Raw genomic sequence first — 26,611 nt, 5'->3', positions numbered from 1 at the left:
CCGAGACGATGAGCCGCGCCGCGGTGGGCAGCACCACCGAGGGCGCACGTGAGAGACATGCAGAACCAGAACCGCGAGAACACCCCCACCACAACTTCAGAGCCGATGCAGAGCCGTGCCGAACGACGCCGCACCCGCAGCCAGCGCACGCGCTATTTCCTCGCCGCAGGTGCGGTCGTCGCCGTCGGCGCGATGGTCGGCACCGGCTTCGCCGTCCAGTCGGCCGTCGCCGCGCAGAACGACCGGGTGGCCGAGACCGCGGCCCTCGCCGACGCGGCCAACCTCGACATCGAGCAGCTCAGCTCGCACGCCGGCATCCTCTCGGCCCGCGCCGTGAAGACGGCCAAGGACACCCTGAGCGTGGCGCACGCCACCATCTCCGCGGCCGACGGCAAGGTCGACGCCGCGGCCCTCAACACCTCCGCCGCGAGCCTCGGCCAGTACGAGCTGCTCGCGCCCGAACGCGTCTTCGAGCTCGCCGCCGAGACCACCGCCGTCGCGAACGACGTGAAGGGCAAGGTCACCGAGTTCGACCGCGTCGCCGCTGAGAAGGCCGCGGCCGAGGCCGCCGCGAAGGCCGCTGCCGAGGCCGCCGCCGCTGAGGAGGCCGCGTCGGCCGACTCCGGCTCGAGCGAGTCGTCACGGCCGTCGGCTCCGTCGAACCCGAGCGAGGCACAGGCCATCGCCCGCGACATCATGGCCTCCGAGCACGGCTGGGGCGCCGACCAGTTCGGCTGCCTCGTCGAGCTCTGGAACCACGAGTCCGGCTGGCGCACCGATGCGGCGAACCCGAGCGGGGCCTACGGCATCCCCCAGGCGCTGCCCGGCAGCAAGATGTCCGCCTTCGGCGACGACTGGGAGACGAACCCGGCGACGCAGATCCGCTGGGGCCTGTCCTACATCTCGGGCCGCTACGGCACGCCGTGCGGCGCGTGGGACTCGTTCAACGCGCAGGGCTGGTACTGATCGCTCGCTGAGCGACACGCGGGCCGGGGCGATCGCCCCGGCCCGTTCCGCGTCTCCGGGCAGAATGGGGTCGTGCCGCGCACCGTCGAACTCGTCCGGGCCGTCGTCGCCCCGTTGACCCGCACACCCGTCTTCCGTGCCGCCGCGCCGGTGATCCTGCCGCGCGTCGAGCGCCTCCTCGCCCGCCTCACGGGCCGTCGGGTGCAGCTGAGCGCCCTGCTCGTGCCGTCGCTCGTGCTCCGCACGACGGGCGCGCGCAGCGGCGCGGTGAGAGAGACGGAGCTGATGTACACCCCGGACGGCCACGGCCGGGCGATCGTCGCGGGGACGAGCTTCGCCAGGCAGCGGCATCCGGCCTGGACCTACAACCTGCTGGCCCATCCGGACGCCGAGATCCTCGTCCGGGGCCGGGCGATGCGGGTCAGGGCGCTTCCCGTGGCCGACGCCGACCGCGACGCGGTCTGGGCGCTCATCGAGCGGCAGTGGCCCGGGTATCGCGGCTACGAGCGCGAGTCGGGGCGCGTCGTGCGACTGTTCCGTCTGCAGCCCGTGCGGTAGCGTCGCAGGCATGGCCTCCGACGCGGTCGTCCTCACCGTCCCCGGCCCGCACGGCGAGCGTGACGTGCGGGTTTCCAGTCCCGGCCGCGTGCTCTGGCCCGAGCCGGGGATCACGAAACGCGAGCTCGCCGAGTACCTGGTGACGGTCGGCGAGGCCTTCGTCGCCGCGAACGGCGACCGCCCGGTCTCGCTGCAGCGATTCCCCGAGGGCATCGAGGGCGAGCAGTTCTACTCGAAGAACCCGCCGAAGGGGGCGCCCGAGTGGGTGCGCGCCGTGCCGGTCACCTATCCGAGCGGGCGCAGCCACCCCCAGCTCGTGATCGACGAGCCCGCGGCCGCCGTCTGGGCGGCGCAGATGAACACGATCGTGTTCCACCCCTGGGCGTCGCGCGCGGAGGACAGCGACCACCCCGATCAACTGCGCATCGACCTCGACCCGCAGCCGGGCACCGGCTTCGCGGAGGCGGTGCCGGCGGCACTCGCGCTGCGTGAGCTGCTCGCCGAGCTCGGCCTCACCGGCTTCGTCAAGACGAGCGGCAACCGGGGCATCCACGTCTTCGCGCCGATCCGGCCGGAGCACGAGTTCCTCGAGGTGCGGCACGCGGTCATCGCGCTCGCGCGCGAGCTGGAACGGCGGATGCCGGAGCAGCTCACCACCGCATGGTGGAAGGAGGAGCGCGGCGAGCGGGTGTTCATCGACTTCAACCAGGCGAATCGCGACCGCACCATGGCGGGCGCGTACAGCCCGCGCGCGCTCCCGCACGCCGCCGTGTCCTGCCCGCTCGAGTGGGACGAGCTCGAGCACGTCGATCCGGCGTCGCTCACCGTGCGCACCGTGCCCGAACGCCTCCGCTCGGTCGGCGATCCCTGGGCGCGGATGCACGAGCAGGCGGGCGACCTCGCCCCGCTGCTCGAGTGGTGGCGGCGCGATCTCGACGACGGCCTCGGCGAGCTCCCGTTCCCGCCGGACTTCCCGAAGATGCCCGGGGAACCGCCGAGGGTGCAGCCGAGCCGGGCGAGAACGCCCGAGGCGGGGGAGTAGCGGGCGCTCAGGCGATCGAGGTGCGGCGCAGTCTGGCCTTCGCGCGCGGATCGCCGTGCACCTCGCGGTGCAGCCGCTCCATGCGGGTGTCGAGCTCGGAGGCGGTGCGTGCGGCGTCGGTGAGGCCGTCGAGGAGCTCCTGCGGCACCTGCCGGTCGTACTTGTAATAGATCTTGTGCTCGAGGCTCGCCCAGAAGTCCATCGCGATCGTGCGGATCTGCACCTCGACGACTACCGGGTGCGCGCCGGTGGACAGGAAGACCGGCACCTCCACGATGACGTGCAGGCTCTGGTAGCCGTTCGGCTTCGGCTCGGCGATGTAGTCCTTGACCTGGAGCACCCGGATGTCGCGCTGGGCGACGAGGAGCTCGTAGATCCGGTACGCGTCGGAGACGAAGCTGCAGGTGACGCGGACGCCGGCGATGTCGGTGATCGTGCGGCTGATGGCCTCGAAGCTCGGTTCGACCCCCTTGCGCGACATCTTCTCGATCACGCTGTCGAGCGACTTCAGCCGGCTCGAGATGTGCTCGATGGGGTTGTAGTCGTGGGCCTGGTTGAACTCCTCGCGGAGGATCGAGAGCTTGGTGATGACCTCGTCCATGCCGAACTTGTAGCGCTGCATGAAGCGTTCGGTCTCGTCCCGGAGCGCCCGCATCTCCTCGAGCGTCTGGCCGTCGATCGTGTCGAGCGCCCGCTGCGCCCGGTCGGTCAGCATCGGCGACTCCGGTGCCTCCGGCGCCGAGGGCGGCGTGATCGGAACCGGCAACGGTACCGGGGCGAAGTCGAACGGGCTGCTCTCGGCTGAGGTCACGGGCTCACCCTACGGAGCGAACCTCGGGATCTGCTTTGACCTGCCTGGGCACATGGGCACCTGGGCACCTGGGCATATGGGCGCCCGTGTGCCCGGGTGCCTGGTGCCCGGTGCTCAGTCCCGGTGCTCGCCGTCGAGGTAGCGCCAGCCGTCGTCGCGACGCACGAAGCGACTGCGCTCGTGCAGCTCGCCCCGACCGTCGGCGTCCCGGAAGACCGCGCGGAACTCGACGATGCCCGTCTCGTCCTCGGGGGCGCCGCCGACGACGTCGATGACGATGAGCCGGCGCCACTCGGTCCCGGCGTCGAGCGTGAGCTCGCTGGGCCGCGTCGAGGCATCCCAGCTGCGCAGCAGGTAGTCGATATCGCTGAGAGCGAACGCGGTGTAGCGGGACCGCATGAGCGCCACAGCGGTCGCCGGCGCCGCACCGCCGTCGATCGCGGGGCCGCAGCAGGCCCCGTACGCCCCGTCCCCGCAGGGGCAGGGGGCATCGGCTGGCGGCTGGAGGGTGGCCCGGTTCGGCATCCCTCCAGTATCGCGGTCGGGCGCCGCGCACACCGTCTGCTCAGGGAGAGCTGAGGAACTGTTCAGAAACGGCGTGCAGAGTGGCTGACTTGTGCCCGGCCCTCGGGATCCCCCGAACACCGACCCGCCGGCGCAGTACCCCTATGCGAACCAGTACTCAGAACCCCCACGCCCAGACCAGCCCCCGAATCCCCGACGCCCGCCCGACGCGTCGTTCGCTGCGCGCCCGTCGGACCGGCCGGCGCCGCCTGCTCGTCGTCGCCGGCGCGATCGTCGCCGCCGGCCTCGTGGCCGGCACCGGCCTCGCCGTGCAGGGCGCGGCGGACAGCCGGCAGCGCATCGCCGCGACCGAGGCGCTCGGCGCCCAGAACTCGCTCGACTCGAGCCAGCTCGGCGCCTACGCCGGCGTCGCCAAGGCACGCGCTCAGGGCAGCGCCAAGGACACGCTCGCGGTCGCCAACGCGGCGCTCACCGCGGCCGACGGCAAGGTCGACACGAGCGGGCTGGCGGCGGCCGTGGCCTCCCTCGGCGACTACGAGGAGCTGCCGATCGACGAGATCGTCGGCCTGACCGCGCAGACGCGCGCCGAGGCCGAGAAGACGCGCGCCCTCGCAGCCGAGCACGACCGCGTCCTCGCGGAGCAGGCCGCGGCGCTCGCCCGCGCGAACACGCCGGACGGCGCCCGCGCCACCGCCCGCGACCTCGCCGCCTCCCGGTACGGCTGGGGCGACGGCGAGTTCGAGTGCCTCTCCTCGCTCTGGCAGAAGGAGTCGGGCTGGTCGTACACCGCCTACAACGACTCGAGCGGCGCCACCGGCATCCCGCAGGCGCTCCCCGGCAGCAAGATGGCGAGCGCCGGCAGCGACTGGGAGACCAACGCCGCCACGCAGATCTCCTGGGGCCTCGACTACATCCAGCGCGCGTACGGTTCGCCGTGCTCCGCCTGGGGGCACTCGCAGTCGATGAACTGGTACTGAGCGCGGGACCCGCTCAGCTCGCGCGGGACTCGAGCAGGTGGCGCCGATCGGGATGCCGGTCGAACCACTCCTCCACGTACCAGCAACTCGGCACGATGCGCGCGGTCGTCGTCGCCTCGACGTCGTCCACCGCGAACGCGACGACCTCGCCCGCGAGCCCCGAGCCGCGGTATGGCGGATTCGTGAACGTCCGGACGAAGGCGATCGAGTCGCCGAGCCGCCGGTAGTCGAGGACGCTCGCCAGCTGCCCGTCGACGCGGAGGGCGTAGCGGCTCTGCTCGGGCTCGTGCCGGATCTCGGTTGCCATGCCCTCAGGCTACGCCGCTCAGAGCGGGCGCTCGCCGCGCAGACGCTCGAGCTCGCGGCGGTCGCGCTTCGTCGGACGCCCCGCTCCGCGGTCGCGCACGGGCAGCTGCGCGGTGAGCTCCCGAGGGGGCCGTGGAGGCGTCCGGTCTTCGAGCGCCGCGGCCGCGAGCGGTGCGCTCACCCGCTTCACGAGGATGCCCCGGACGACGAGGATGCGGTCGAAGCCCTCGACGCGGACCCGGATCTCATCGCCGGGCCGCACCGACTGCGCCGCCTTCGCGCGCTCGCCGTTCATCCGCACGTGCCCGGCCCGGCAGGCCGCCGTCGCGGCGGAGCGGGTCTTGAACTGCCGCACGGCCCAGAGCCAGGCGTCGATGCGGGCGGTCTCGGGAGCGGGCACCCGCCCAGCCTACGTCGCCCTCCGGCGCGGAGTGCGAGATGCTGGACGGGTGAGCGGAACGAGCGGCGACGCGTGGGTCGAGGGTCCCGACGGGGCGAGGTACTGGGGCAGGTTCGGCGCGGCCGGTCTGCTCATCACGAGTCCCGAGCGCGAAGTGCTGCTGCAGCACCGCGTCGAGTGGAGCCACTTCGGCGGCACGTGGGGCATCCCGGGCGGCGCCCGGCACGAGCACGAGTCGGCCGTCGACGCCGCCGTCCGCGAGGCGGGCGAGGAGGCGGGCGTGCCCGCCGGCCTGGTGGAGGTGCGCTTCACCTCCGTGCTCGACCTCGGCTACTGGTCGTACACGACGGTCGTCGCGAGCGCCCTCCGCCGCTTCGATCCGATCATCGCCGACCCGGAGAGCCTGGAGCTGCGCTGGACGCCGATCGAGGCCGTCGCCGAGCTCCCGCTGCACCCGAGGTTCGCCGAGGCCTGGCCGGGGCTCGCGTCGCAGCTCTGACCCCGAGCTTCGCGCCGCGCTGTCCGTGCGCCCGGCGAGGTCGGCGGCCGTCGCTAGGATCGGACGCGTGACGGGGGAGCGCGAGGGGCAGGTGAGCACGCGGGTCTGGACGATCCCGAACGTGCTCAGCATGCTGCGCCTCGCCCTCGTGCCCGTCTTCCTCGTGCTGCTCGTGCTCCACGAATACATCGGGGCGCTCGTCGTGCTGGTGGTGGCGAGCCTCAGCGATCTCGCCGACGGCTACCTCGCCAGGCGGCTGAACCAGGTCACCCGGCTCGGCCAGCTGCTCGATCCCGCCGCCGACCGCCTCTACATCTTCGCGGCACTCCTCGGGCTCGCCGCGGGCGGCCTGGTGCCCTGGTGGATCGTCGTGGTCATCGTCGCCCGCGACGTGTTCCTCCTGATCCTCGGCGTCGTGCTCGCGAGTCACGGCTACGGCCCGCTCCCGGTGCACCAGCTCGGCAAGGTCGCCACCTTCGCGCTCTTCTTCGGCCTGCCGGTCATCATGCTCGGCCTCGCGTTCCCGGCGGTGCAGCCCGTCAGCGAGCCGATCGGCTGGGCGATCACGCTCTGGGGCGCGTTCCTCTACTGGTGGGCGGGCATCATCTATGCGATCGAGACGGCTCGCGCGGTGCGCGCAGCGCGGGTGGCGCCACGGCCCTGATCCGATACGCTGGATGCGGGAGGTACGCCGTGGCGGACAACGACAACACGCAGGGCTCGGAGCCGACGACCAACACCTCGTCGAACGAGCTCGGCGGCAACGCGAACGACACGACCATCGGGTTCAGCCGGGAGGCGGCGGCGCAACTCGCCGCGGTCGACACCGACGTGACACCCGAGGAGCAGGAGGCGATCAATGCGCTTCCCTCGGGGTCAGCCCTCCTCATCGTGCGTCGCGGGCCCAACAGCGGTGCCCGGTTCCTCCTCGACACCGAGGTGACGACCGTGGGCCGCCACCCCGACGCCGACATCTTCCTCGACGACGTCACGGTCTCGCGCAAGCACGCGGAGTTCGTGCGGCACCGCACGGCGTTCGAGGTGAAGGACCTGAGTTCGCTGAACGGCACCTACTACGACGGCGTGCGCATCGAGACGGCGCTGCTCGCCGACGGGGCCGAGGTCCAGATCGGCAAGTTCCGGCTCACCTTCTACGCTTCGCGCCGCGACCTGGTGCCGGCGAGCGGCGAGTGACCCCCACCGCGGCATCCGCGGGTGCGAGCGGCCGTGCGCCGCTCCTCGGTATCGGGCAGGTTCTCGCCCGCCTCCAGCCGGAGTTCCCCGAGCTGACTCCGTCGAAGCTCCGCTTCCTCGAGGAGCGGGGGCTCGTCACGCCAGCGCGGACCGCCGCCGGCTATCGCAAGTTCGCCGAAGCCGACGTCGAGCGCATCACGATCGTGCTGTCCCTGCAGCGCGATCAGTACCTTCCGCTCAAGGTCATCCGCGAGCACCTCGACGCGATCGACCGCGGTGAGACCCCCGCGCTCCCGGGCGCGACGAGCGCCGCCGTGCACCTCGGCGGGGCCCGCCGTCTCAGCCGGCGCGAGCTGGTCGAGGCCGCCGGTGCGACGCAGCAGTTGCTCGATGACGCGATCGCCGTCTCGCTCCTCGCCCCGGCCGAGGTGTACGGCGACGACGCGCTGACGCTGCTCCGTTCCCTCGTGGCGCTCCGATCCGTCGGCATCGAGCCCCGGCACCTCCGTGGCGTCCGCGTGGCCGCCGAGCGCGAGGCGGCGCTCATCGAACGCGCGATCACGCCCGAGCGCCGCGCGGATCCGGCAGGCAAGGCCCGCTCTGGCGAACGGGCCCGCGAGCTCGCGGGCGAGCTCGAGACCGTGCACGAGCTGGCCCTGCGGGCGGCCGTCGCGCGGCTCTCGCACTGAGCCGTCGCGACACGCCGTGACGTTCGGCCCGATGTGTTTGGCGCCGACCCCCGGGGTCGGTAGCGTGGGAGTCGTCCGGCCGTGGAACGGCCAGAGTGAGGGGTGACGGATGAGCGAGCTCGATCGGAGCGAACGCGCACGGTACGACCTCGGCCTGCTGTTCACCGACGGACTCCCCGAGCACGACGAGGGCACCGGCTACCGCGGGGCGATCGCCGCGCGAGCCGCCGGCATCAGCTACCGCCAGCTCGACTACTGGGCCCGCACGCAGCTCGTCGAGCCGACCGTCCGCGGCGCGGCCGGGTCCGGCTCGCAGCGGCTCTACGGGTTCCGCGACATCCTCGTGCTGAAGCTCGTGAAGCGCCTGCTCGACACCGGCATCTCGCTGCAGCAGATCCGCACGGCGGTCACGCAGCTCCGCGAGTCCGGTGTGCACGACCTCGCCCAGACCACGCTCATGAGCGACGGCGCGAGCGTCTACCTCTGCACCTCGGACGACGAGGTCATCGACCTCGTGAACCGCGGGCAGGGCGTGTTCGGCATCGCCGTCGGCAAGGTGCTCCGCGAGGTGGAGTCGACCCTCGTCGAGCTGGACACCCAGCCTTCGGACCCGATGGATGAGCTCGCCGCCCGTCGCGGGGCGAAGACGCGCAAGATCTCCTGATCCCGCCGCGCACCGATCAGGTGCGCAGCCGTCGGAGCGGACGCCGCGTCAGGCGGATGGCGCCTCGAGCTCGGCCCGAGGTACCGCACCCGTCGCGATCGGCGTCGCCGCCGACTCGGGCGCCCCGGCGTCGCCGATGCGCGCGGCGCGCAGGACCCGGTCGAGCAGCTGGTCGAAGTTCGCCGACATCTCCTCGGCGCTCTCGCCGGGCCACATGTGCAGCGGCTTGGCGGCGCCCTGCGCCTGCTGCAGCGAGGTGCGCTCGGGCAGCTGGGGGCTCAGGACGAGCGGGCCGAACATGTCGCGCAGCTCCTTGATGCGGAACTGGTGCTCGAGCGACTGCACGCGCGCGCGGTTCACGATGATGCCGAGCGGCTGCAGCCGGGGGGAGAGGCCGCGGCGGATCTCCTCGATCGCCCGCAGCGCGCGGTCGGCGGCGGCCACGGAGAAGAGCCCCGGCTCGGTCACGACGGCGACGCGGTCGCTCGCGGCCCACGCGGTGCGCGTGAGGGCGTTCAGCGAGGGCGCGCAGTCGATGAGGACGAGCTCGTAGTCGGCCTCGACGTTCGCGAGCGCCTCCTCGAGCTTCCAGATGTCGCGGATGGACGGGTGCGGCCCGTCGAAGTTGATGGCGGACGGGCTGCCGATCATGACGTCGATCGTGGACTGGGGGTTCTGCCTGGCCCAGCCGCTCGGCGCGATCGCCGAGCGGACGATCTTCTCCTTGGGAGAGGCGAGGACGTCGGCGACGTTCAGGTGGCCGGCGACCTGGATGTCCATGCCCGTGGACACGTCTGACTGCGGGTCGAGGTCGACGACGAGGGTCCGGATGCCTCGGGCGAACGCCGCAGAGGCGAGACCGAGCGTGACCGTCGTCTTGCCGACGCCGCCCTTGAGGGAGCTGACCGAAAGAACGTGCACGAACAGATACGTTACCGTTAGGACTCGATGGATTGCTCAGCGTTCGCTGTGCGCGTCCGCAGCCCGCTGACCGAGAGGCCTGCATGTTCACGAAGATCCTGGTTGCGAATCGTGGCGAAATCGCCATCCGCGCGTTCCGCGCGGCGAATGAAGTGGGTGCGAAGACCGTCGCGGTCTACCCCTACGAGGACCGCAATTCGCTGCATCGTCTGAAGGCCGACGAGGCGTACCAGATCGGTGAGCCGGGCCACCCCGTCCGCGCCTACCTCGACATCTCGGAGATCATCCGGGTGGCCAAGGAGTCGGGCGCCGACGCGATCTACCCGGGCTACGGCTTCCTCTCCGAGAACCCCGAGCTCGCCCAGGCCGCGGCCGAGGCCGGCATCGCGTTCATCGGTCCGCCCAAGCAGGTGCTGGAGATGGCCGGCAACAAGGTCACGGCGAAGGAGCACGCGATCGCCGCGGGCGTCCCCGTGCTGAAGTCGACCCCGCCCTCGCGCGACCTCGACTGGCTCGTCGGCGAGGCCGAGAGCATCGGCTTCCCGATCTTCGCGAAGGCCGTCGCCGGCGGCGGCGGCCGCGGGATGCGTCGGGTGAACACGCCCGAAGAGCTCCGCCCGGCGCTCGAGGAGGCGATGCGCGAGGCGGACAGCGCCTTCGGCGACCCGACGATGTTCCTCGAGCAGGCGGTGCTCCGGCCCCGTCACATCGAGGTCCAGGTGCTCGCCGACGCGAGCGGCGAGACCGTGCACCTCTTCGAGCGCGACTGCTCCGTGCAGCGGCGACACCAGAAGGTCATCGAGATCGCCCCGGCGCCGAACCTCTCCGACGAGGTGCGGCAGTCCCTCTACCGCGATGCGATCGCGTTCGCCCGCTCCATCGGCTACGTCAACGCGGGCACGGTCGAGTTCCTCCTCGACACCGCGGGCGAGCGGGCCGGCGAGCACGTCTTCATCGAGATGAACCCCCGCATCCAGGTCGAGCACACGGTGACCGAGGAGGTCACCGACGTCGACCTCGTCGTGGCGCAGATGCGCATCGCCGCGGGGGAGACCCTCGGCGACCTCGGCCTGCACCAGGACGAGATCCGCCTGCGCGGGGCGGCGCTGCAGTGCCGCATCACGACCGAGGACCCCACCTCGGGCTTCCGCCCCGACACGGGCAAGATCACCACGTACCGCTCGCCCGGCGGCGCCGGCATCCGCCTCGACGGCGGCACGGTGAACCCCGGCGCGCAGATCAGCCCGCACTTCGACTCGATGCTCGCGAAGCTCACGTGCCGCGGTCGCGACTACACGGCCGCCGTCGCCCGGGCCAAGCGCGCCCTCGCCGAGTTCCGCATCCGCGGCGTCTCCACGAACATCCCCTTCCTGCAGGCCGTGCTCGACGACCCGGCCTTCGTCGCCGGCGACCTCAGCACCTCGTTCATCGACGAGCGCCCGCAGCTGCTGCGCGGCCGCGTCTCCAAGGACCGCGGCACCAAGATCCTGAACTGGCTCGCCGACGTGACCGTCAACCAGCCGAACGGGCCCGCGCCGATCTCGGTGCGCCCCGTCGACAAGCTGCCGAAGCTCGACCTCTCGCAGCCCGCGCCCGACGGCTCGCGTCAGCGGCTGCTCGAGCTCGGGCCGGCCGGCTTCGCTGCGGCGCTCCGCGCGCAGACGCCGCTCGCGGTCACCGAGACGACGTTCCGCGACGCCCACCAGTCGCTCCTCGCGACGCGCGTGCGCACGAAGGACCTCATCGCCGTCGCGCCGTACGTGGCCCGGCTCACGCCGCAGCTGCTCTCGGTCGAGGCCTGGGGCGGGGCGACCTACGACGTCGCCCTGCGCTTCCTCGGCGAGGACCCCTGGGAGCGGCTCGCCTCGCTCCGCGAGTCGCTGCCGAACGTCGCGATCCAGATGCTCCTGCGCGGCCGCAACACGGTGGGCTACACGCCGTACCCCACCGAGGTGACCGACGCCTTCGTGCGTGAGGCCGCGTCGACGGGCGTCGACGTCTTCCGCATCTTCGACGCGCTGAACGACGTCGCGCAGATGCGCCCCGCGATCGACGCCGTGCTCGAGACCGGGCACTCCGTCGCCGAGGTCGCGCTCTGCTACACGGGCGACCTGCTCGACCCGGCCGAAGACCTGTACACGCTCGACTACTACCTGCGTCTCGCCGACGAGATCGTCGGCGCCGGCGCGCACGTGCTCGCGATCAAGGACATGGCGGGGCTGCTCCGCCCGGCCGCGGCCGCGAAGCTCGTCCGGGCGCTCCGCGAGCGGTTCGACGTGCCGGTGCACCTGCACACCCACGACACCGCAGGCGGGCAGCTCGCCACGCTCCTCGCGGCGTCCGAGGCGGGCGTCGACGCGGTCGACGTCGCCAGCGCGCCGATGGCGGGCACCACGAGCCAGCCGTCCGCCTCCTCGCTCGTCGCCGCGCTCGCGCACACCGAGCGCGACACGGGGATCTCGCTCGACGCGGTCTCCGATCTCGAGCCCTACTGGGAGGCCGTGCGCCGGCTGTACCGTCCGTTCGAGTCGGGCCTGCCCGGCCCCACCGGCCGCGTCTACCACCACGAGATCCCCGGCGGTCAGCTCTCGAACCTGCGCCAGCAGGCGATCGCCCTCGGCCTCGCCGACGACTTCGAGCTCATCGAGGACATGTACGCGGCGGCGGACGAGATCCTCGGCCGTGTGCCGAAGGTGACCCCCTCGTCGAAGGTGGTCGGCGACCTCGCGCTGCACCTCGCCGCGGTGAAGGCCGACCCGGCCGACTTCGCCGCGAACCCCGAGAAGTACGACATCCCCGACTCGGTCGTCGGCTTCATGGCCGGCGAGCTCGGCGATCTGCCGGGCGGCTGGCCCGAGCCCTTCCGCTCGAAGGTGCTCGCCGGTCGCGACGTGCGCATCGGCGTGGCCGAGCTCGACGAGTCGCAGCGGGCCGCCCTCGAGGGCGACTCCGCCGGCCGCCGCGCGATGCTGAACACGCTGCTGTTCCCGGCGCCGACCCGGCAGTTCGAGCAGATCCGCGAGCTCTTCGGCGACCTCTCCGTCGTGGACACGGCCGACTACCTCTACGGGCTGCGCTCCGGCGGTGAGCACGTCATCGAGATCGACAAGGGCGTGCGGCTGTACGCGGGCCTCGAGGCGATCGGCGAGGCCGACGACAAGGGCATGCGCACCGTCATGACCATCCTGAACGGCCAGCTCCGCCCCGTGTTCGTGCGCGACCGCTCCATCACGGTGGACACCCGCGCCGCGGAGAAGGCGGATGCCTCGCAGCCCGGTCATGTCGCTGCGCCGTTCTCGGGCGTCGTCACGCTCCAGGTCGAGCCCGGCACCGAGATCCAGGTCGGCCAGGCCGTGGCCTCGATCGAGGCCATGAAGATGGAGGCGGCCATCACCTCGCCGGTTGCCGGTGTGGTCGAACGGGTCGCGATCCCGAAGACGCAGCAGGTCGAGGCGGGGGACCTCCTCGTCGTCGTCCGACCCGCCTGAGTCGCGATACGCTGTCGCCGCCCACCTGAACGCTCGCAACGCCCGCCTGCCGCGGGCCTGGAATGGAGCCCCCGTGCCTGAACGTCCCATCCGTGTCTTCGGCGATCCCGTGCTGAAGGCCCGGTCCGCGCCGATCGAGACCATCGACGACGGCGTCCGGGGGCTCGTCGCGGACCTGCTCGACTCGGTGAAGCTGCCCGGTCGTGCCGGTGTCGCAGCGCCGCAGATCGGCGTCAACCTCCGCGCGTTCAGCTACAACGTCGACGGGCGGATCGGCTACGTGCTGAACCCGGAGCTCGTCGAGGTGCGCGGCGAGAAGGAGCCGACCGGCGAAGGCTGCCTCTCGGTGCCCGGACTCTGGCACGACACCCCGCGCCATCCCTATGCGCGGGTGCGCGGCATCGACCTCGACGGCCAGGAGATCGTCGTCGAGGGCACCGGGGTGCTCGCGCAGGCGCTGCAGCACGAGACCGACCACCTCGACGGCATCCTCTACCTCGACCGCCTCGAGCCGGCGGAGCGCCGGGTCGCCATGCGCGAAGTGCGCGAGTCCGACTGGTTCTGAGTCGCCGGACGAACGACGAAGGGGGCGCCGCGGATCGCGGCGCCCCCTTCGCGGTGCTTCGAGGTCAGCTGATCGCGGACATGCCCTCGGTGGCCGGGGCGCCCGAGTACATCGCCTCGATCTCGCCGGCGAAGTCGTCCAGGATCACATTGCGCTTGATGCTGAGCTTCGGCGTGAGGTGACCGCTCGCCTCGGTGAGCTCGAGGGGCAGCACCGTGAACTTGCGGATCGACTCCGCGCGCGAGACGAGCTCGTTCGCGGCGTCGATCGCCCGCTGCACCTCCGCGCGGACCGCCTCGTTCGCCGCCGCCTCGTCGAGGCTCATGCCGGCGTCCTCGCCGTTGTTGTTCAGCCAGACCGGCAGCATCTCCGGGTCGAGGGTCACGAGCGCCGAGATGAACGGCTTCTTGTCGCCGACCACGACGACCTGCCCGACGAGCGGGTTGGCGCGGATCGGGTCCTCGAGCGCGGCGGGGGCCACGTTCTTGCCCCCGGCCGTGACGATGATCTCCTTCTTGCGCCCGGTGATGGTGAGGAAGCCCTCGTCGTCGAAGGAGCCGATGTCGCCCGTCTTGAACCAGTCGCCGTCGAAGGCCTCCGCGGTCGCCTCGGGGTTCTTCCAGTACTCCTTGAAGACGTTGATGCCCTTGACCTGGATCTCGCCGTCGTCGGCGAGGCGGACGGCGACGCCGGGCAGCGCCGGGCCGACCGTGCCGATCTTCGAGCGCTTGGGCAGGTTCACCGTGGCGGGTGCGGTGGTCTCGGTGAGGCCGTAGCCCTCGAGGATGGCGATGCCGAGGGCGTGGTAGAAGTGCCCGAGACGAGCGCCGAGCGGCGCGGAGCCGGACACCGCGTACTTGACGTTGCCGCCGAGCGCCGCGCGCAGCTTCTTGAAGACGAGCGCGTCGAACAGGCGGAAGCGCAGCTTCAGCCCGAACGGCACCGAGCCCTGCTCGAGGGCCGTCGAGTAGGCGACGGCCGTCTCGGCGGCGGCGCGGAAGATCTTGCCCTTGCCGCCGGTCTCGGCCTTCTGCTCGGAGACGTTGTAGACCTTCTCGAAGACGCGGGGGACCGCGAGGAGGAACGTCGGCTTGAAGCTCGACAGAGCGGGCAGCAGCTGCTTCGTGTCGGGCTGGTGGCCGACGCGCACGCCGGCGTGCACGCAGAGCACCGCGATGAACCGCGCGAAGACGTGGGCCAGGGTGATGAACAGCACGGTCGAGGCGCCGTTCGGGTCGAGCACGACCTCGTCGAGCGCGACCGCGGAGTTGCGCGAGAGCTCGACGAAGTTCGCGTGGGTCAGCACGCAGCCCTTCGGCTTGCCGGTCGAGCCAGAGGTGTAGATGAGGGTCGCGATGTCGTCGGCGTTGGCGATGGTGCGGCGGCGCTCGATCTCCTCGTCGGAGACGGAGCCGCCCGACGCGGCGAGCTTGTCGAGGTCGCCCAGGTCGACCTGCCAGACGTGCTGCACGGCGGGCAGCTCGGGGTGCACCTCGTCGAAGCGGCTGAAGTGGTCCGGCGTCTCGACGATGATGGCGATGGCGCCCGAATCGCTGAGGTTCCACCGCACCTGCGCGGGGGAGCTCGTCTCGTAGACGGGCACGAGCACCGCGCCCGCGAACCAGACGGCGAAGTCGATGAGCGTCCACTCGTAGCGGGTCTTGCACATCAGGCCGATCTTGTCGCCGGGCTGGATGCCGGCGGCGGCGAGCCCCTTCGCGAGGGCGATCACCTGGGCGTGGAACTCCTTCGCCGTCACCGGCGACCATCCACCGTCGGCGGTCGGCAGCGAGAACAACGCGGCGTCGGGGGTGGCGCGCACGCGTTCCACCAGCAGGTCGGTGGTGTTCGCATGCGGGTCGGCGGCGACAACGGCGGGCGTTGCGAATTCGGTCACGGCAGCTCCTTCGGCACCGGGGAGGCCTTCGCGCGTCGACGCACGTCTCGGGCCTCGGCGTTGGGTTGACTACACTCTAGTCGTTGCCCGCGCGCGCCCCGGCGTCCGGCGGCGGCGCGAACCTTCCCGTTCCCCCTGAAAGGCGGCCTCGTGGCGCACGCGATCGGCATCGACATCGGCGGTACGAAGATCGCGGGAGCGATCGTCGACGAGCTCGGCACCATCGTCGCGCAGGACCGCGTGCCGACCCCGGCCGGCGACGCGCGCGCGGTCGAGGACGCGGTCGTCGCGATGATCGGGCGGCTCCGCGCGGATGAGCACGCGGCGGGCGGCATCGACGCCGTCGGAGTCGCCGCGGCCGGATTCATCGACGCGGCGCAGTCCACCGTCTACTACGCGCCCAACATCGACTGGCGCAACGAGCCCTTCCGCGAGAAGCTCGAGGCCCGCGTCGGCGGCACCGTCGTCGTCGACAACGACGCGAACGCCGCGGGCTGGGCCGAGTTCCGCTTCGGCGCCGGGCGGCTCGTGAGCGACATGGTGATGCTCACGATCGGCACGGGCGTGGGCGGGGCGATCGTCGCGAGCGACCGGCTCTTCCGCGGCGGCTTCGGCGCCGGCGCCGAACTCGGGCACCTCCGGCTCGTCCCCGGCGGCATCGCCTGCGGCTGCGGTCAGCACGGATGCCTCGAGCAGTACGGCTCGGGCCGGGCGCTGCTGCGGATGGCCGGCGAGATCGCCGATGCCGGCGGCATCGGCCAGGCGCTCGCCCGGACGCGCGCCGAGCACGGCAAGCTCGACGGTGCGCTCGTCGGCGGGCTCATCGAGGCGGGCGACCCGGGCGCGCTCGCGGCGCTCCGTCAGCTCGGCCAATGGCTCGGGCAGGCGGCGGCGAGCCTCTCGGCGGTCCTCGACCCGCAGCGCTTCGTCTTCGGCGGCGGGGTCGCGGTCGCCGGCGAGCTTTTGCTGCAGCCCGTCCGCGAGGCGTATCTCGAGCATCTGCCGGCGCGGGGCTACCACCCCGAGCCCGACTTCGTGATCGCGGAGCTCGTGAACGACGCCGGGGTCGTCGGCGCCGCCGACCTCGCGCGCGTGTGGGTCGAGCAGCACGCCTGATCGCTAGGCTGGACTCCGCCCGGGGCGGGCGCGACGGACGAGACGGGGAGCTCGGGTGTTCTACTGGATCATGAAGCACATCGTGGTGGGGCCGGTGCTCCTCGCGATCTTCCGCCCCTGGATCGTCGGCCTCGAGAAGATCCCCGCGAACGGCCCGGTCATCCTCGCCTCCAACCACCTCTCCTTCATCGACTCGATCTTCCTGCCGCTCGTCGTCGACCGGCCGGTCGTCTTCCTCGCGAAGAGCGAGTACTTCACGGGCCGCGGACTCAAGGGCTGGGCCACGAAGCTCTTCTTCCAGGCCACCGGGCAGCTGCCGATCGATCGAAGCGGCGGCAAGGCGTCCGAGGCCTCCCTCAACACCGGGCTCCGCGTGCTCAGCGAGGGCCGCATCCTCGGCATCTACCCCGAGGGCACCCGCAGCCCCGACGCGAAGCTGTACCGGGGACGCACCGGGGTCGCCCGCATGGTCCTGGAGTCGGGTGCCCCGGTCGTGCCCGTCGCCATGATCGGCACCGCCGAGGTCATGCCGATCGGCACGCGGCTGCCGAAGGTGCGGCGCATCGGCATCGTGATCGGCGATCCGCTCGACTTCTCGCGCTTCCACGGGCTCGAGAGCGACCGCTTCGTGCTGCGCAGCGTGACCGACGAGCTCGTCTACGAACTGCGCGAGCTGAGCGGCCAGGAATACGTCGACGTCTACGCGAGTTCGGTCAAGGAACGACGGGCCTCCGAGGCGCGGTAGGCTCGTCCTACGACGCCGCGCAGCGCGGCGTCGTTTCGTACCCGCGCGCGACCGCGCGCCCGACCCTCCAGGACATCCAGTGCAGCAGCTCGTCGAGCCCTTCGTGAACGCAGATCCCGATGTGATCGCGGGCCTCGACTATTGGCGCACGCTGCCGATCAAGCAGCAGCCGCAGTGGCCCGACGCCGACGCGGCCTCCGCGGCGTCGGCCGAACTCGCCACGCTGCCGCCGCTGGTCTTCGCCGGTGAGGTGGACATGCTGCGCGAGCGGCTGGCCAGCGCCTCCCGCGGCGAGGCGTTCCTCCTGCAGGGCGGCGACTGCGCCGAGACGTTCGCCGGAGCCACGGCCGATCAGATCCGCAACCGGGTGAAGACCCTGCTGCAGATGGCCGTCGTGCTGACCTACGGCGCCTCGATGCCGGTCGTGAAGATGGGCCGCATGGCGGGCCAGTTCGCGAAGCCCCGCTCGAGCGACACCGAGACGCGCGGCGATGTGACCCTGCCCGCCTACCGCGGCGACATCGTGAACGGCTACGACTTCACGCCGGAGTCGCGCGCCGCCGACCCGCGTCGGCTGCTGCAGGGCTACCACATGGCGGCCTCCACGCTGAACCTCATCCGCGCGTTCACCCAGGGCGGCTTCGCCGACCTCCGGCAGGTGCACCAGTGGAACCAGGGCTTCGCGGCCAACCCGGCGAACGCCCGGTACGAGAAGCTCGCGCGTGAGATCGACCGCGCGGTGAAGTTCATGGACGCCTGCGGCGCGGACTTCGACGAGCTCAAGCGCACCGAGTTCTACACGGGCCACGAGGGTCTGCTGATGGACTACGAGCGGCCGATGACGCGCATCGACTCGCGCACCGGCACGCCCTACAACACCTCGGCGCACTTCATCTGGATCGGTGAGCGCACGCGCGAGCTCGACGGCGCGCACGTCGACTTCCTCTCGCGCGTCCGCAACCCGATCGGCGTGAAGCTCGGCCCCACGACGACGCCCGAGACGATGCTCGAGCTCGTCGAGAAGCTCGACCCCAACCGCGAGCCGGGCCGGCTGACGTTCATCACCCGCATGGGCGCCGGACGCATCCGCGAGGCCCTGCCGCCGCTGCTCGAGGCCATCAAGCAGTCCGATGCCCAGCCGCTGTGGGTGACCGACCCCATGCACGGCAACGGCATCACGACGCCCACCGGCTACAAGACCCGTCGCTTCGACGACGTGGTCGACGAGGTGAAGGGCTTCTTCGAGGCGCACCGGGCCGCTGGCACCCACCCCGGCGGCATCCACGTGGAGCTCACCGGCGACGATGTGACGGAGTGCCTCGGCGGCTCCGAGCACATCGACGAGGCGACGCTCGCGACCCGCTACGAGTCGCTCTGCGACCCGCGCCTGAACCACATGCAGTCCCTCGAGCTCTCCTTCCTGGTGGCCGAGGAGCTCGGCTCGCGCTGAGCGCGAGTGAACGAACGGCGGCGTCCTGCTTCGGCGGGGCGCCGTCGTTCTGCATGCGGCGGGCGGGGATGGCCCCGAGCGGTGCCGCGGCTCAGAAGTTGACGGAGATCTCGCTGCCGCGCTTGATGCGGTCGCCGGCCGCGACGCTCTGCTTCGCGGCGACGACGGCGCCCTCGAGGAACTCGGGCACGTTGGAGGTCACGGTGAAGTCGAGCGCCTCGAGCTGGGCTCGCGCCTCGGCGACCGTCTGGCCGGTGATGACGTTCGGCACCTCGACGAGGTCGGGGCCCTTCGAGACGATCACGAGCACGCTGTCGCCGGGGCGCATCGGGTCGTTCTGCGCCTCCGCGCTGATCACGACGTCGACGTCGACGTCGTCGCTGAACTGCGGGTCGCCCTGCACGAGCTCGAGGTTCACCTCGGAGAGCGTGGCCTCGGCCTCGCCGATCGACATGCCGGTGACGTCGGGCACCGCGCCGAGCGAGACGACGAGCGTGATCGCCCCGCGCTCCGGGTAGTCGGCGGGCAGGGCGTTGCCGTCGCCGTCGAGCAGCGCGATCACGGCACCCGCGTCGATCTCGCCGCTGAACTGCTGCACGACGTCGTCGGCGACGGCGAACTCGCCGAGCGCGGCGCGCGCGTCGGCCTGCGGCTGACCGATCACGTCGGGCACCTCGAGGATGCGCGGGCCGAGCGAGACGAGCATCGTGACGACGGACCCTCGTCGCGCCTGCGCGCCGGGGCCGGGGTCGGTGCCGGACACGAGTCCCGCCGCGATCTCGGGGTCGTACCGTTCGCCCTGCTCGACCTCGAAACCCGCGTCCTCGAGCAGGGCCTGCGCGGCGGCGGGCTCGAGCCCGGCGGCCTTCGGCACCGCGGCGAGCGAGCCGGGGCCCGCGCCGAAGTACCAGCCGGTTCCGCCGGCGAGACCGGCGAGCAGCAGGACGAGGGCGAACAGCCAGTACCCCTTGCGCTTGCGACGGGCGGCGCGCGCGGTGAGCGCGGCGGACTCCTCGCCCTGCTGCTCGGGGTCGGCGACGGCGGTTGGGACCGGCGCCGACGGCGGCTGCAGGACCCTCGTCTCCGCGGTGGCCGTCGCGTCGGCCAGCACCATGGTGGGCTGGTAGAGCTCGGGGACGGGGCCGGCGACGCCCCGAACGGCGCCCTCGACCTCGCGCAGCCGGTCGAGCATCGCCCGGGCGTCGGCGGGGCGCTGCTCGGGATCGCGGGCGGTCGCCCAGAGCACGAGCTCGTCGAGCTCGGGCGGGACGCCCGAGAACTTGGAACTCGGCGTCGGCACCTGGTCGTTGGCGTGCTGGTACGCGATCTGCATCGGAGCTTCCCCGACGTACGGCTGCTCGCCCGTGAGCATCTCGTACATCATGATGCCGACGGCGTAGATGTCGCTGCGGGCATCGGCGACGCCGCGCGTGACGAGCTCGGGGGAGAGGTAGGCGATCGTGCCGAGCAGCGCTTGCCCGGTCGCCGTGTTCGCGCTCGCGGCGCGCGCGAGCCCGAAGTCGCCGAGCTTGATGCGCCCGTCGTCGGCGAGGAGCACGTTCTCGGGCTTGAGATCGCGGTGCACGATGCCGGCCTTGTGCGCGGCGGCGAGGCCGGCGAGCACGGCGTCCATGATGTCGACGGTCTGCTCCGGCGTGAGCCGCTGGTAGTCCTTCAACAGGTCGCGCAGCGTGATGCCGGGCAGGTACTCCATGACGAGGTACGCCATGTCCGCGTCCTGGCCCTGATCGAAGACGTTGACCACGTTCGGGTGCGCGAGCCGGGCCGCGGATCGGGCCTCCTGCACGAAGCGGGTCTTGAACGTGTTGTCGTCGGCGAGGTGGCCGTGCATGATCTTGATCGCCACGCGGCGCTCGAGCCGCAGATCAGTGGCGAGGTAGACGGTCGCCATGCCGCCGCGGGCGATCCGCGAGCGCACCTGGTACCGGCCGTCGATGAGACGGCCGAGCATCGGGTCGACGGGCGCAGTGGTCACCGTAGAAGTCTACGAAGCGGCGTATGCCGTTTCGGTTCGAACCGCCGTGGCGATGCGGATCGAAACCCCTTCGTGACCCGGACGAGGGGTCAGCCGAGCTCGCTGAGCCAGGCGGTCGCCTGCGCCTCCCACTTCGCGTAGTAGCTCGGGTAGGCGCTCAGCTGCACGGCCTGCGCGGCGTCCGTCACGCTCATGGATTCCCAGCCGGGAATGTCGAGGAGGCCGCGGGTGACGCCCGGGTTCGGGTTCGCGGCGCCGCCGTAGAACGCGGTGGTCGCCCGGACCGGGTCGAGCACCTGCTCCGGCGTGCCCCAGCCCTGGCTCGGCCGCTGCTGGAAGAGCCCGAGCGAGTCTCGGTCGCCGTGCCGGACGTTGCGGAGCCCCGACTCCTGCGCGGCTGCGGCCAGCGCGATCACGATGCCGCGGTCGGGCACGCCGAGCGCGCGGCCGATGTCGACGACGAGCTGGGCGTTCTGCCGCATCTCGTCGGTGAGGACGGTGCTCACCGAGGCGACGAGTGCCACGGCGGCCGGGCGCGGGACGGTCAGCACCTGCCCGGGCTGCAGCACGGGGTCGGCGCTGAGGCGGTTCGCGGCGAGGAAGGCGTCGAGGTCGACGTCGAGCCGCTCGGCGAGGTCCCACGCGGTGTCGCCCTCGGCGACGGTGACCTGGGCCGGGGGCTCCGCCGTCGCAGGGGGGCTCTGCTCGGCCGGCGCCGACGGGGCGGATGCCGCGCCCGCGAGGGGCAGGACCACCTGTTGCCCGGGGAAGATGAGGCTCTCGCGCCCGAGGCCGTTCGCGCTCAGCAGCTGGGCGAGGTCGACGCCGTAGCGTTCGGCGATGCCGCCCATGGTGTCGCCGGCGACGACGGTGTGCCTGGCGATCTCCGGGGCCGGCTCGCTCGCCCGCGGCGTGCCGCCCGGCAGCACGAGGCGCTGGCCCGGGAAGATCAGGCTCGACCAGCCGAGGCCGTTCGCGGCCAGCAGCTCGGCCGTCGACAGGCCGTAGCGCTCCGCGATGCCCGAGACCGTGTCGCCGTCGGCGACGGTGACCTCGGCGGGCACGGCGCCCGCGACGGCGCGGGCGCCGGCCGTTCCGGCGGCGGTCGCCTTGCCTTTCGCGAGGCGTTTCGGCGGCTGGGGCGCGGCGTCGGCGGGCTGCGCGAAGCCGAGCGCGACGGCGATGGAGCTCATCACGGCGATGGGCAGGGCGATCGCTCGTGAGCGGAGGCTCGGCCGCGACGCCGAGGCTCCCTGATCTGGCCCCCGCTCGAATTCCGGTTCGGGCCGTGTCGTCATCTGGTTCCCCTCGTCGGCATGGATCACCGGCTGTTCGTCACGGTCGCACAGGGGAGGGGGCGAGTCAAACCCCTCGCCCGCGTGGCGCGGGACCCGACTCCGACACGAGCGGCCCGCGACGTGGCAGGCTGTTCTTCGTGAGCGAATCAACTGCGTCCGAGTGGCTGACCGTCCCCGAGCTCGTCGAACTGCTCGACGTCTCGCCCGGGCGGGTGCGGCGCCTGATCGACGAGCGCCACCTGCTCGCCCGCCGCGTCGACGGGGTGCTGAAGGTGCCGGCGGACTTCCTCCGCGACGGCGTGCCGATGCCGGAGCTGCACGGCACCGTCATGGTGCTGCACGACGCCGGCTTCAGCGACGCCGAGGCCCTCGACTGGCTGATCGGCGAGGAGGACAGCCTCGGGACGACGCCGATCGCGGCGCTGCGCGCCGGCCGCAAGGCGGAGGTGCGGCGCGTCGCGCAGGCGCTCGCCTGACGAGGCATCCGCTCCCGACGACGCGCGATCGGTCAGCTGACCCGCTTCGCGACGGAGCGGGCGAGCGCTCCGAGCTCGGCCCGGGCGTGCTCGCTGATGGGGGCCTCTGCGAGGGCCGCCGTCGCCGACTGCAGCTGACGGGTGATGAGCGCCTCGATCTCGTCGACCGCGCCGCAGTCGCTGAGCGTCTGCTGCAGCATCCGCACCTGCGTCTCGTCGAGCTCGGGGTCGCCCAGCAGTTCGTCGAGCAGGCGCCGGGTGCTCGGCGCGAGCCGCTCGCGCGCAATGGCGATGAGCATCGTGCGTTTGCCCTCGCGGAGGTCGTCGCCTGAGGGCTTGCCAGTGAGCTCGGGGTCGCCGTACACGCCCAGCAGGTCGTCGCGCAGCTGATAGGCGATGCCGAGCGGAAGCCCGTAGGCGCGGAGCGCGGCCGCCTGCTCCCTCGTGGCGCCGCCGATCGCCGCGCCGATCGCGAGCGGCGCCTCGACGCTGTACTTCGCGGCCTTGTAGACGATGACCCGCTCGGCGCGGAGCTGCTGCTCCTCGTCGGGCTGGGCGATCCAGGCGTGCTCCTCGAGGACGTCGAGATACTGGCCGGCCGTCACCTCGGTGCGCATGCGCATGAACTCGGTCCTAGCCGCGCGGGCGTCTGCGCGCTGCTCGAGCAGTTCGAGGCCCTCGTCGAGCAGCTCGTCGCTCCAGCCGAGCAGCAGGTCGCCGAGCAGGATCGCCGCCGAGCGGCCGAACTGCTCACCGTCGCCGACCCAGCCGGACTCGCCGTGCAGCCGCTCGAAGAGCCGGTGCGCGCTCGGCGCGGATCGCCTGGTGTCCGAGTTGTCGATGAGGTCGTCGTGCACGAGCGCCGCCGCATGGAAGAGCTCGAGCGACGCGGCCGCGGAGATCACGGGGGAGCGGTCGCGGGAGTCGGGGCCGTCGAAGGGATCGAAGGAGCCGCCGGTGACGGCCTCCCACCCCCAGTAGCAGAACAGTGCCCGGAAGCGCTTGCCCCCGCTGAGAAAGCGCTTCGAGAATGCGCCGAGTGGGGCGAGGTCGCCCGAGACAGCATCGAGAATGGAGGTACGGTCGGCGAGGAAATCCTCGATCCGATCGTGAACCAGGTCGACCAGTCGGGAACCGTGTGCCACCCGCCTAGCCTAGCGAGGCGCAGCGGCGTTAGAATCGACGTAGGATGCGTTGATCCCGAAAGAGGGGAATGAGATGCCGCTTTCAGAGCAGGAGCAGCGCCTTCTCGAAGAGATGGAGCGCAATCTCTACCGCAACGACGCCGATTTCGTGCAGGCGGTCGGCGGTCGACGAGGTGGGGTGGACTACCGACGGTTGACGATCGGTGTGCTGATCGCCCTCGTCGGCATCGGCGCGCTCATCGCCGGGGTCGCGCTCCAGATCCCCGTCGTCGGCATCCTCGGCTTCGCCGCGATGTTCGCCGGGGTGCTGTTCTCGATGACCCGTTCCCGCCGAGGGGCGGGCCAGCCCTCGCCGGTCGATCCGGTCGACGCCGCGCGCCGGCCTGGGCAGAGCCGACCGAAGGCGGGGTTCATGGACCGGCTCAACGACCGTTGGGACCGCCGTCAGGACGGGCAGGGCTAGGCGGTTCGACGCCGCCTCCACCGCGCTCCTCCACTTCGCACCACTCGCGGGCCGATCGAGACGATCGGCCCGCTTTTTCGTGCCCGGATGCCCGTCCGTGCGCGACCTGACGCGCTGAATCGGCGGTCCGGCCGGGCGTGACCACGCCGTCCGGCCCCTTCGGCGCGCCCGGAATCTCCACGTTGTGCGATTTCCCCTCCACTTCCCACCACGCCGAGGATCCTTGAATTTCCGGGCATCGAACCGGGCCAATCGGCGTCTTAAGGCGCAAGTTCATTGAAACGGGGATGAGAGTGGAGTAAAGTGGGGCCACCTGGATCCTGGCCGGAGGAAAGGGGGTGGGGGATGTTTCTCGGTACGTACGAGCCGAAGCTCGACGAGAAGGGGCGCATCATCCTGCCCGCGAAGTTCCGAGAGGAGCTCTCCAACGGTCTCGTCCTCACCAGGGGGCAGGAACGCTGCCTCTACGTCTTCAGCGCTCGCGAGTTCGAGCAGATGAGCGAGAAGATCCGCCAGGCCCCGGTCACGAGCAAGCAGGCCCGTGACTACATGCGCGTCTTCCTGTCGGGGGCTTCGGCCGAGACGCCCGACAAGCAGCACCGCGTGACCATCCCCGCCACGCTCCGCGGCTACGCAGGGCTCGACCGCGACCTCGCCGTGATCGGCGCGGGCAGCCGGGTCGAGATCTGGGACGCCGAGGCGTGGCAGGAGTACCTCGCCGAGCAGGAAGCGGCGTTCGCCGAGACCGCGGAGGAGGTGATCCCGGGGCTCTTCTGAGCTCCTCGGGCGCTGACTCCCAGCCGTTGCACCTGGTGCACTTCCCCGCATCAGGGTCACGGATGGGGATCAGGACCCGGGGCTCTCGGGACCGGAGAAGGAACATGGACCTCGATCGCATCCACACCCCAGTCATGCTCGACCGCACCGTCGAGCTGCTCGCTCCCGCCCTCGAGGCGCCCGGCGCCGTGCTCGTCGACGCCACGCTCGGCATGGGCGGGCACAGCCGCGCCTTCCTCGAGCGCTTCCCCGAACTCACCGTCATCGGCCTCGACCGCGACCTCGAGGCACTCGCGATCGCCCGCGAGCGGCTCGCCGCGTTCGGCGACCGCGCCCGCTTCGTGCACACCGTCTACGACGGCATCACCGAGGCGATCCGCCGCGAGGGCTTCGACGAGGTGCAGGGCATCCTGTTCGACCTCGGCGTCTCCTCGCTGCAGCTCGACCGGGCCGAGCGCGGCTTCGCCTACGCGAAGGACGCGCCGCTCGACATGCGCATGGACCCGTCCCGCGGGCGCACGGCCGCCGATGTGCTCGCCGAAGCGGACGAGGACGAGCTGCGCCGGATCTTCCTCGACTACGGCGAGGAGAAGCTCGCTGCCCGGTACGCCCGGGCCATCGTCCGGGCGCGGGCCGAGCACCCCATCACCCGATCGGGCGAGCTCGTGCAGATCCTGCACGACGCGACCCCGGTGGCGATCCAGCGCCAGGGGCACCCGGCCAAGCGGGTCTTCCAGGCGCTGCGGATCGAGGTGAACGAGGAGCTCTCGGTGCTCGCCGCCGCCATCCCGGCCGCGCTCGACGCGGTCGCGGTCGGCGGACGCATCGTGGTGCTCTCCTACCAGTCCCTCGAGGACCGGCTCGTGAAGCGCGAGCTGCAGGCGGCCTCGAGCTCGACCGCGCCCGCGGGCCTCCCGATGGAGCTGCCCGAGCACAAGGCGCAGTTCCGGCTGCTGGTCCGAGGAGCGGAGCTCGCGAGCGAGGCCGAGCAGGCCGAGAACCCCCGTGCCAAGCCGGTGCGCCTCCGCGCCGCAGAACGAGTGAGGAGGGCCAGATGAGCGCAGTGGCCGCCCAGACCCTGCCCGCACCGCTCCGCGGCGCGCCCGCCGAGGCCCCGGCCCGGCGGCTCCGTCTGGTTCCCGACGCGGTCCGGCGGCGCAAGCCGCGGATCGCCTACGCCATCATCGCCCTCGGCGCGATCATCCTCGTGGCGGCCGCACAGCTCGTGATCTCCGTCGCGATGACGCAGGGCGCCTACGAGCTCGACTCGCTCCGCGTGCAGCAGACCAAGCTCGAGCGCGACCGCCAGATCGTCGCCGAGGAGCTCGACGCGCTGCAGTCGCCCCAGAACCTCGCCCGCAACGCCGAGGAGCTCGGCATGGTGCCGAACACGACGCCCGTCTACCTGCGGCTCTCGGACGGCGCCGTGCTCGGCCAGCCGCAGGCGGCCGGCTCCGATGCGGCGGACTCCGGGCCGCTCGTCCCGAATTCGCTGATCACCGACGTGCCGCTCGTGAACCAGCCGGCGACGAGTGAGAATGCCACCGGAGGAACGGGTGCGGGGGCGCCCGCCGGCAACGACACCCAGCTCGTCCCGCCGGGGGCGCTGCCCACTCCGGACACGCACTGATCCACCAGGGGGC

At 71.9% G+C, this 26,611-nt stretch carries 28 protein-coding genes; 19 read left to right on the top strand and 9 right to left on the bottom strand.

The annotated features are described in order from the left end of the window. The first annotated feature begins 57 nt into the window (after nucleotides 1-57). The 3 genes from MTP13_RS15370 (at nucleotide 58) to ligD (ending at nucleotide 2,566) form a co-directional block, all read left to right on the top strand. The gene (locus MTP13_RS15370; RefSeq protein WP_243568551.1) at nucleotides 58-966 is read left to right on the top strand and encodes an aggregation-promoting factor C-terminal-like domain-containing protein; all 909 of its coding nucleotides are present in this window, start codon (nucleotides 58-60) and stop codon (nucleotides 964-966) included. 72 nt (nucleotides 967-1,038) lie between these two features. Then, nucleotides 1,039-1,524 (top strand): nitroreductase/quinone reductase family protein, encoded by a 486-nt coding sequence (locus MTP13_RS15365; RefSeq protein ID WP_243568550.1) that lies wholly within the window; start codon nucleotides 1,039-1,041, stop codon nucleotides 1,522-1,524. Nucleotides 1,525-1,534: 10 nt separating this feature from the next. Next, nucleotides 1,535-2,566, top strand: coding sequence for a non-homologous end-joining DNA ligase (ligD, locus tag MTP13_RS15360; protein ID WP_243568549.1), 1,032 nt, complete (start codon nucleotides 1,535-1,537; stop codon nucleotides 2,564-2,566). Nucleotides 2,567-2,573: 7 nt separating this feature from the next. On the opposite strand, the gene MTP13_RS15355 is transcribed toward ligD, so the two are convergent. Both MTP13_RS15355 and MTP13_RS15350 read right to left on the bottom strand, forming a co-directional pair. Then, entirely contained in the window at nucleotides 2,574-3,281 is a 708-nt protein-coding gene (locus MTP13_RS15355; protein WP_243570860.1) for a GTP pyrophosphokinase, read from the bottom strand. A gap of 210 nt (nucleotides 3,282-3,491) precedes the next feature. After that, on the bottom strand, nucleotides 3,492-3,902 hold the full coding sequence (locus MTP13_RS15350; protein WP_243568548.1) for a YchJ family protein: 411 nt from the start codon (nucleotides 3,900-3,902) through the stop codon (nucleotides 3,492-3,494). Between the two features lie 143 nt (nucleotides 3,903-4,045). On the opposite strand from MTP13_RS15350, the gene MTP13_RS15345 reads away from it, so the two are divergent. Continuing rightward, on the top strand, nucleotides 4,046-4,879 hold the full coding sequence (locus MTP13_RS15345; protein ID WP_243568547.1) for an aggregation-promoting factor C-terminal-like domain-containing protein: 834 nt from the start codon (nucleotides 4,046-4,048) through the stop codon (nucleotides 4,877-4,879). Nucleotides 4,880-4,892: 13 nt separating this feature from the next. Here MTP13_RS15345 and MTP13_RS15340 read toward each other — a convergent pair whose 3' ends face one another. Beyond that, entirely contained in the window at nucleotides 4,893-5,186 is a 294-nt protein-coding gene (locus tag MTP13_RS15340) for a GNAT family N-acetyltransferase (protein ID WP_243568546.1), read from the bottom strand. An 18-nt stretch (nucleotides 5,187-5,204) separates the two neighbouring features. Then, nucleotides 5,205-5,585, bottom strand: coding sequence for an RNA-binding S4 domain-containing protein (locus MTP13_RS15335; protein WP_243568545.1), 381 nt, complete (start codon nucleotides 5,583-5,585; stop codon nucleotides 5,205-5,207). Nucleotides 5,586-5,634: 49 nt separating this feature from the next. On the opposite strand from MTP13_RS15335, the gene MTP13_RS15330 reads away from it, so the two are divergent. From MTP13_RS15330 to MTP13_RS15310, 5 genes are all read left to right on the top strand, one after another. Continuing rightward, nucleotides 5,635-6,084 carry an NUDIX hydrolase gene (locus tag MTP13_RS15330; RefSeq protein WP_243568544.1) on the top strand — a complete coding sequence of 150 codons (450 nt, stop codon included), beginning with the start codon at nucleotides 5,635-5,637 and terminating at the stop codon, nucleotides 6,082-6,084. A 67-nt stretch (nucleotides 6,085-6,151) separates the two neighbouring features. Continuing rightward, complete coding sequence (locus MTP13_RS15325) at nucleotides 6,152-6,748, top strand: CDP-alcohol phosphatidyltransferase family protein (protein WP_279399738.1); 597 nt, start codon at nucleotides 6,152-6,154, stop codon at nucleotides 6,746-6,748. A 116-nt stretch (nucleotides 6,749-6,864) separates the two neighbouring features. Further along, complete coding sequence (locus MTP13_RS15320) at nucleotides 6,865-7,278, top strand: FHA domain-containing protein (RefSeq protein ID WP_243570858.1); 414 nt, start codon at nucleotides 6,865-6,867, stop codon at nucleotides 7,276-7,278. Next, nucleotides 7,275-7,967, top strand: coding sequence for a transcriptional regulator FtsR (gene ftsR, locus MTP13_RS15315; RefSeq protein WP_243568543.1), 693 nt, complete (start codon nucleotides 7,275-7,277; stop codon nucleotides 7,965-7,967). The genes MTP13_RS15320 and ftsR overlap by 4 nt, the downstream gene beginning before the upstream one ends. 109 nt (nucleotides 7,968-8,076) lie before the next feature. After that, a complete protein-coding gene (locus MTP13_RS15310) occupies nucleotides 8,077-8,631 on the top strand; it encodes a MerR family transcriptional regulator (protein WP_189086683.1) in 555 nt (184 codons plus the stop codon). A gap of 48 nt (nucleotides 8,632-8,679) precedes the next feature. On the opposite strand, the gene MTP13_RS15305 is transcribed toward MTP13_RS15310, so the two are convergent. Next, nucleotides 8,680-9,552 carry a ParA family protein gene (locus tag MTP13_RS15305; protein WP_243568542.1) on the bottom strand — a complete coding sequence of 291 codons (873 nt, stop codon included), beginning with the start codon at nucleotides 9,550-9,552 and terminating at the stop codon, nucleotides 8,680-8,682. A gap of 83 nt (nucleotides 9,553-9,635) precedes the next feature. On the opposite strand from MTP13_RS15305, the gene MTP13_RS15300 reads away from it, so the two are divergent. After that, nucleotides 9,636-13,040 (top strand): pyruvate carboxylase, encoded by a 3,405-nt coding sequence (locus tag MTP13_RS15300; protein ID WP_243568541.1) that lies wholly within the window; start codon nucleotides 9,636-9,638, stop codon nucleotides 13,038-13,040. A gap of 73 nt (nucleotides 13,041-13,113) precedes the next feature. Then, complete coding sequence (def, locus tag MTP13_RS15295; RefSeq protein ID WP_189086686.1) at nucleotides 13,114-13,605, top strand: peptide deformylase; 492 nt, start codon at nucleotides 13,114-13,116, stop codon at nucleotides 13,603-13,605. Between the two features lie 64 nt (nucleotides 13,606-13,669). Here the strand turns inward: def and MTP13_RS15290 are convergent, their stop codons facing one another. Further along, nucleotides 13,670-15,502: an AMP-dependent synthetase/ligase gene (locus tag MTP13_RS15290; protein ID WP_243568540.1), complete on the bottom strand. Its 1,833-nt coding sequence runs from the start codon at nucleotides 15,500-15,502 to the stop codon at nucleotides 13,670-13,672. Between the two features lie 150 nt (nucleotides 15,503-15,652). Here MTP13_RS15290 and MTP13_RS15285 point away from each other — a divergent pair, with 150 nt between their 5' ends. The 3 genes from MTP13_RS15285 (at nucleotide 15,653) to MTP13_RS15275 (ending at nucleotide 18,813) form a co-directional block, all read left to right on the top strand. After that, on the top strand, nucleotides 15,653-16,618 hold the full coding sequence (locus MTP13_RS15285; RefSeq protein WP_243568539.1) for an ROK family glucokinase: 966 nt from the start codon (nucleotides 15,653-15,655) through the stop codon (nucleotides 16,616-16,618). A 55-nt stretch (nucleotides 16,619-16,673) separates the two neighbouring features. Next, a complete protein-coding gene (locus MTP13_RS15280; RefSeq protein ID WP_189086689.1) occupies nucleotides 16,674-17,363 on the top strand; it encodes a lysophospholipid acyltransferase family protein in 690 nt (229 codons plus the stop codon). Nucleotides 17,364-17,484: 121 nt separating this feature from the next. After that, the gene (locus MTP13_RS15275) at nucleotides 17,485-18,813 is read left to right on the top strand and encodes a class II 3-deoxy-7-phosphoheptulonate synthase (RefSeq protein ID WP_243570857.1); all 1,329 of its coding nucleotides are present in this window, start codon (nucleotides 17,485-17,487) and stop codon (nucleotides 18,811-18,813) included. Nucleotides 18,814-18,904: 91 nt separating this feature from the next. Here the strand turns inward: MTP13_RS15275 and pknB are convergent, their stop codons facing one another. Both pknB and MTP13_RS15265 read right to left on the bottom strand, forming a co-directional pair. Next, nucleotides 18,905-20,809 carry a Stk1 family PASTA domain-containing Ser/Thr kinase gene (pknB, locus tag MTP13_RS15270; protein ID WP_243568538.1) on the bottom strand — a complete coding sequence of 635 codons (1,905 nt, stop codon included), beginning with the start codon at nucleotides 20,807-20,809 and terminating at the stop codon, nucleotides 18,905-18,907. A gap of 89 nt (nucleotides 20,810-20,898) precedes the next feature. Next, nucleotides 20,899-22,002, bottom strand: coding sequence for a LysM peptidoglycan-binding domain-containing protein (locus MTP13_RS15265; RefSeq protein WP_243568537.1), 1,104 nt, complete (start codon nucleotides 22,000-22,002; stop codon nucleotides 20,899-20,901). 242 nt (nucleotides 22,003-22,244) lie between these two features. On the opposite strand from MTP13_RS15265, the gene MTP13_RS15260 reads away from it, so the two are divergent. After that, entirely contained in the window at nucleotides 22,245-22,583 is a 339-nt protein-coding gene (locus tag MTP13_RS15260; RefSeq protein WP_243568536.1) for an Rv2175c family DNA-binding protein, read from the top strand. Between the two features lie 32 nt (nucleotides 22,584-22,615). On the opposite strand, the gene MTP13_RS15255 is transcribed toward MTP13_RS15260, so the two are convergent. Then, on the bottom strand, nucleotides 22,616-23,728 hold the full coding sequence (locus tag MTP13_RS15255; protein ID WP_243568535.1) for a polyprenyl synthetase family protein: 1,113 nt from the start codon (nucleotides 23,726-23,728) through the stop codon (nucleotides 22,616-22,618). A gap of 73 nt (nucleotides 23,729-23,801) precedes the next feature. Between MTP13_RS15255 and MTP13_RS15250 the strand changes: the two genes are divergently transcribed. The 4 genes from MTP13_RS15250 (at nucleotide 23,802) to ftsL (ending at nucleotide 26,598) form a co-directional block, all read left to right on the top strand. Then, a complete protein-coding gene (locus MTP13_RS15250; RefSeq protein WP_243568534.1) occupies nucleotides 23,802-24,191 on the top strand; it encodes a DUF3040 domain-containing protein in 390 nt (129 codons plus the stop codon). A 345-nt stretch (nucleotides 24,192-24,536) separates the two neighbouring features. Then, the gene (mraZ, locus tag MTP13_RS15245; protein WP_243568533.1) at nucleotides 24,537-24,968 is read left to right on the top strand and encodes a division/cell wall cluster transcriptional repressor MraZ; all 432 of its coding nucleotides are present in this window, start codon (nucleotides 24,537-24,539) and stop codon (nucleotides 24,966-24,968) included. Nucleotides 24,969-25,072: 104 nt separating this feature from the next. After that, nucleotides 25,073-26,026, top strand: a complete 954-nt coding sequence (gene rsmH, locus MTP13_RS15240; protein ID WP_243568532.1) for a 16S rRNA (cytosine(1402)-N(4))-methyltransferase RsmH — start codon at nucleotides 25,073-25,075, stop codon at nucleotides 26,024-26,026. Further along, nucleotides 26,023-26,598: a cell division protein FtsL gene (ftsL, locus tag MTP13_RS15235; protein ID WP_243568531.1), complete on the top strand. Its 576-nt coding sequence runs from the start codon at nucleotides 26,023-26,025 to the stop codon at nucleotides 26,596-26,598. The genes rsmH and ftsL overlap by 4 nt, the downstream gene beginning before the upstream one ends. Nucleotides 26,599-26,611 lie beyond the last annotated feature (13 nt).

Origin of the sequence: Agromyces soli, assembly GCF_022811605.1 — a bacterium.
Taxonomy (GTDB): Bacteria; Actinomycetota; Actinomycetes; order Actinomycetales; family Microbacteriaceae; genus Agromyces; species Agromyces soli.
Note: the sequence above shows the minus strand (reverse complement) of the source record. Positions and strands in the feature narration are given on the sequence as shown.

Bases quoted from the DNA above. Each gene is read 5' to 3' on its own strand.
- MTP13_RS15355 (WP_243570860.1), bottom strand. From the start codon at position 3,281: ATGCTGACCGACCGGGCGCAGCGGGCGCTCGACACGATCGACGGCCAG.
- MTP13_RS15265 (WP_243568537.1), bottom strand. From the start codon at position 22,002: ATGAGCTCCATCGCCGTCGCGCTCGGCTTCGCGCAGCCCGCCGACGCC.
- rsmH (WP_243568532.1), top strand. From the start codon at position 25,073: ATGGACCTCGATCGCATCCACACCCCAGTCATGCTCGACCGCACCGTC.
- MTP13_RS15345 (WP_243568547.1), top strand. From the start codon at position 4,046: ATGCGAACCAGTACTCAGAACCCCCACGCCCAGACCAGCCCCCGAATC.
- MTP13_RS15370 (WP_243568551.1), top strand. From the start codon at position 58: ATGCAGAACCAGAACCGCGAGAACACCCCCACCACAACTTCAGAGCCG.
- mraZ (WP_243568533.1), top strand. From the start codon at position 24,537: ATGTTTCTCGGTACGTACGAGCCGAAGCTCGACGAGAAGGGGCGCATC.
- ligD (WP_243568549.1), top strand. From the start codon at position 1,535: ATGGCCTCCGACGCGGTCGTCCTCACCGTCCCCGGCCCGCACGGCGAG.
- MTP13_RS15300 (WP_243568541.1), top strand. From the start codon at position 9,636: ATGTTCACGAAGATCCTGGTTGCGAATCGTGGCGAAATCGCCATCCGC.
- MTP13_RS15310 (WP_189086683.1), top strand. From the start codon at position 8,077: ATGAGCGAGCTCGATCGGAGCGAACGCGCACGGTACGACCTCGGCCTG.
- MTP13_RS15340 (WP_243568546.1), bottom strand. From the start codon at position 5,186: ATGGCAACCGAGATCCGGCACGAGCCCGAGCAGAGCCGCTACGCCCTC.
- MTP13_RS15350 (WP_243568548.1), bottom strand. From the start codon at position 3,902: ATGCCGAACCGGGCCACCCTCCAGCCGCCAGCCGATGCCCCCTGCCCC.
- ftsL (WP_243568531.1), top strand. From the start codon at position 26,023: ATGAGCGCAGTGGCCGCCCAGACCCTGCCCGCACCGCTCCGCGGCGCG.
- MTP13_RS15250 (WP_243568534.1), top strand. From the start codon at position 23,802: ATGCCGCTTTCAGAGCAGGAGCAGCGCCTTCTCGAAGAGATGGAGCGC.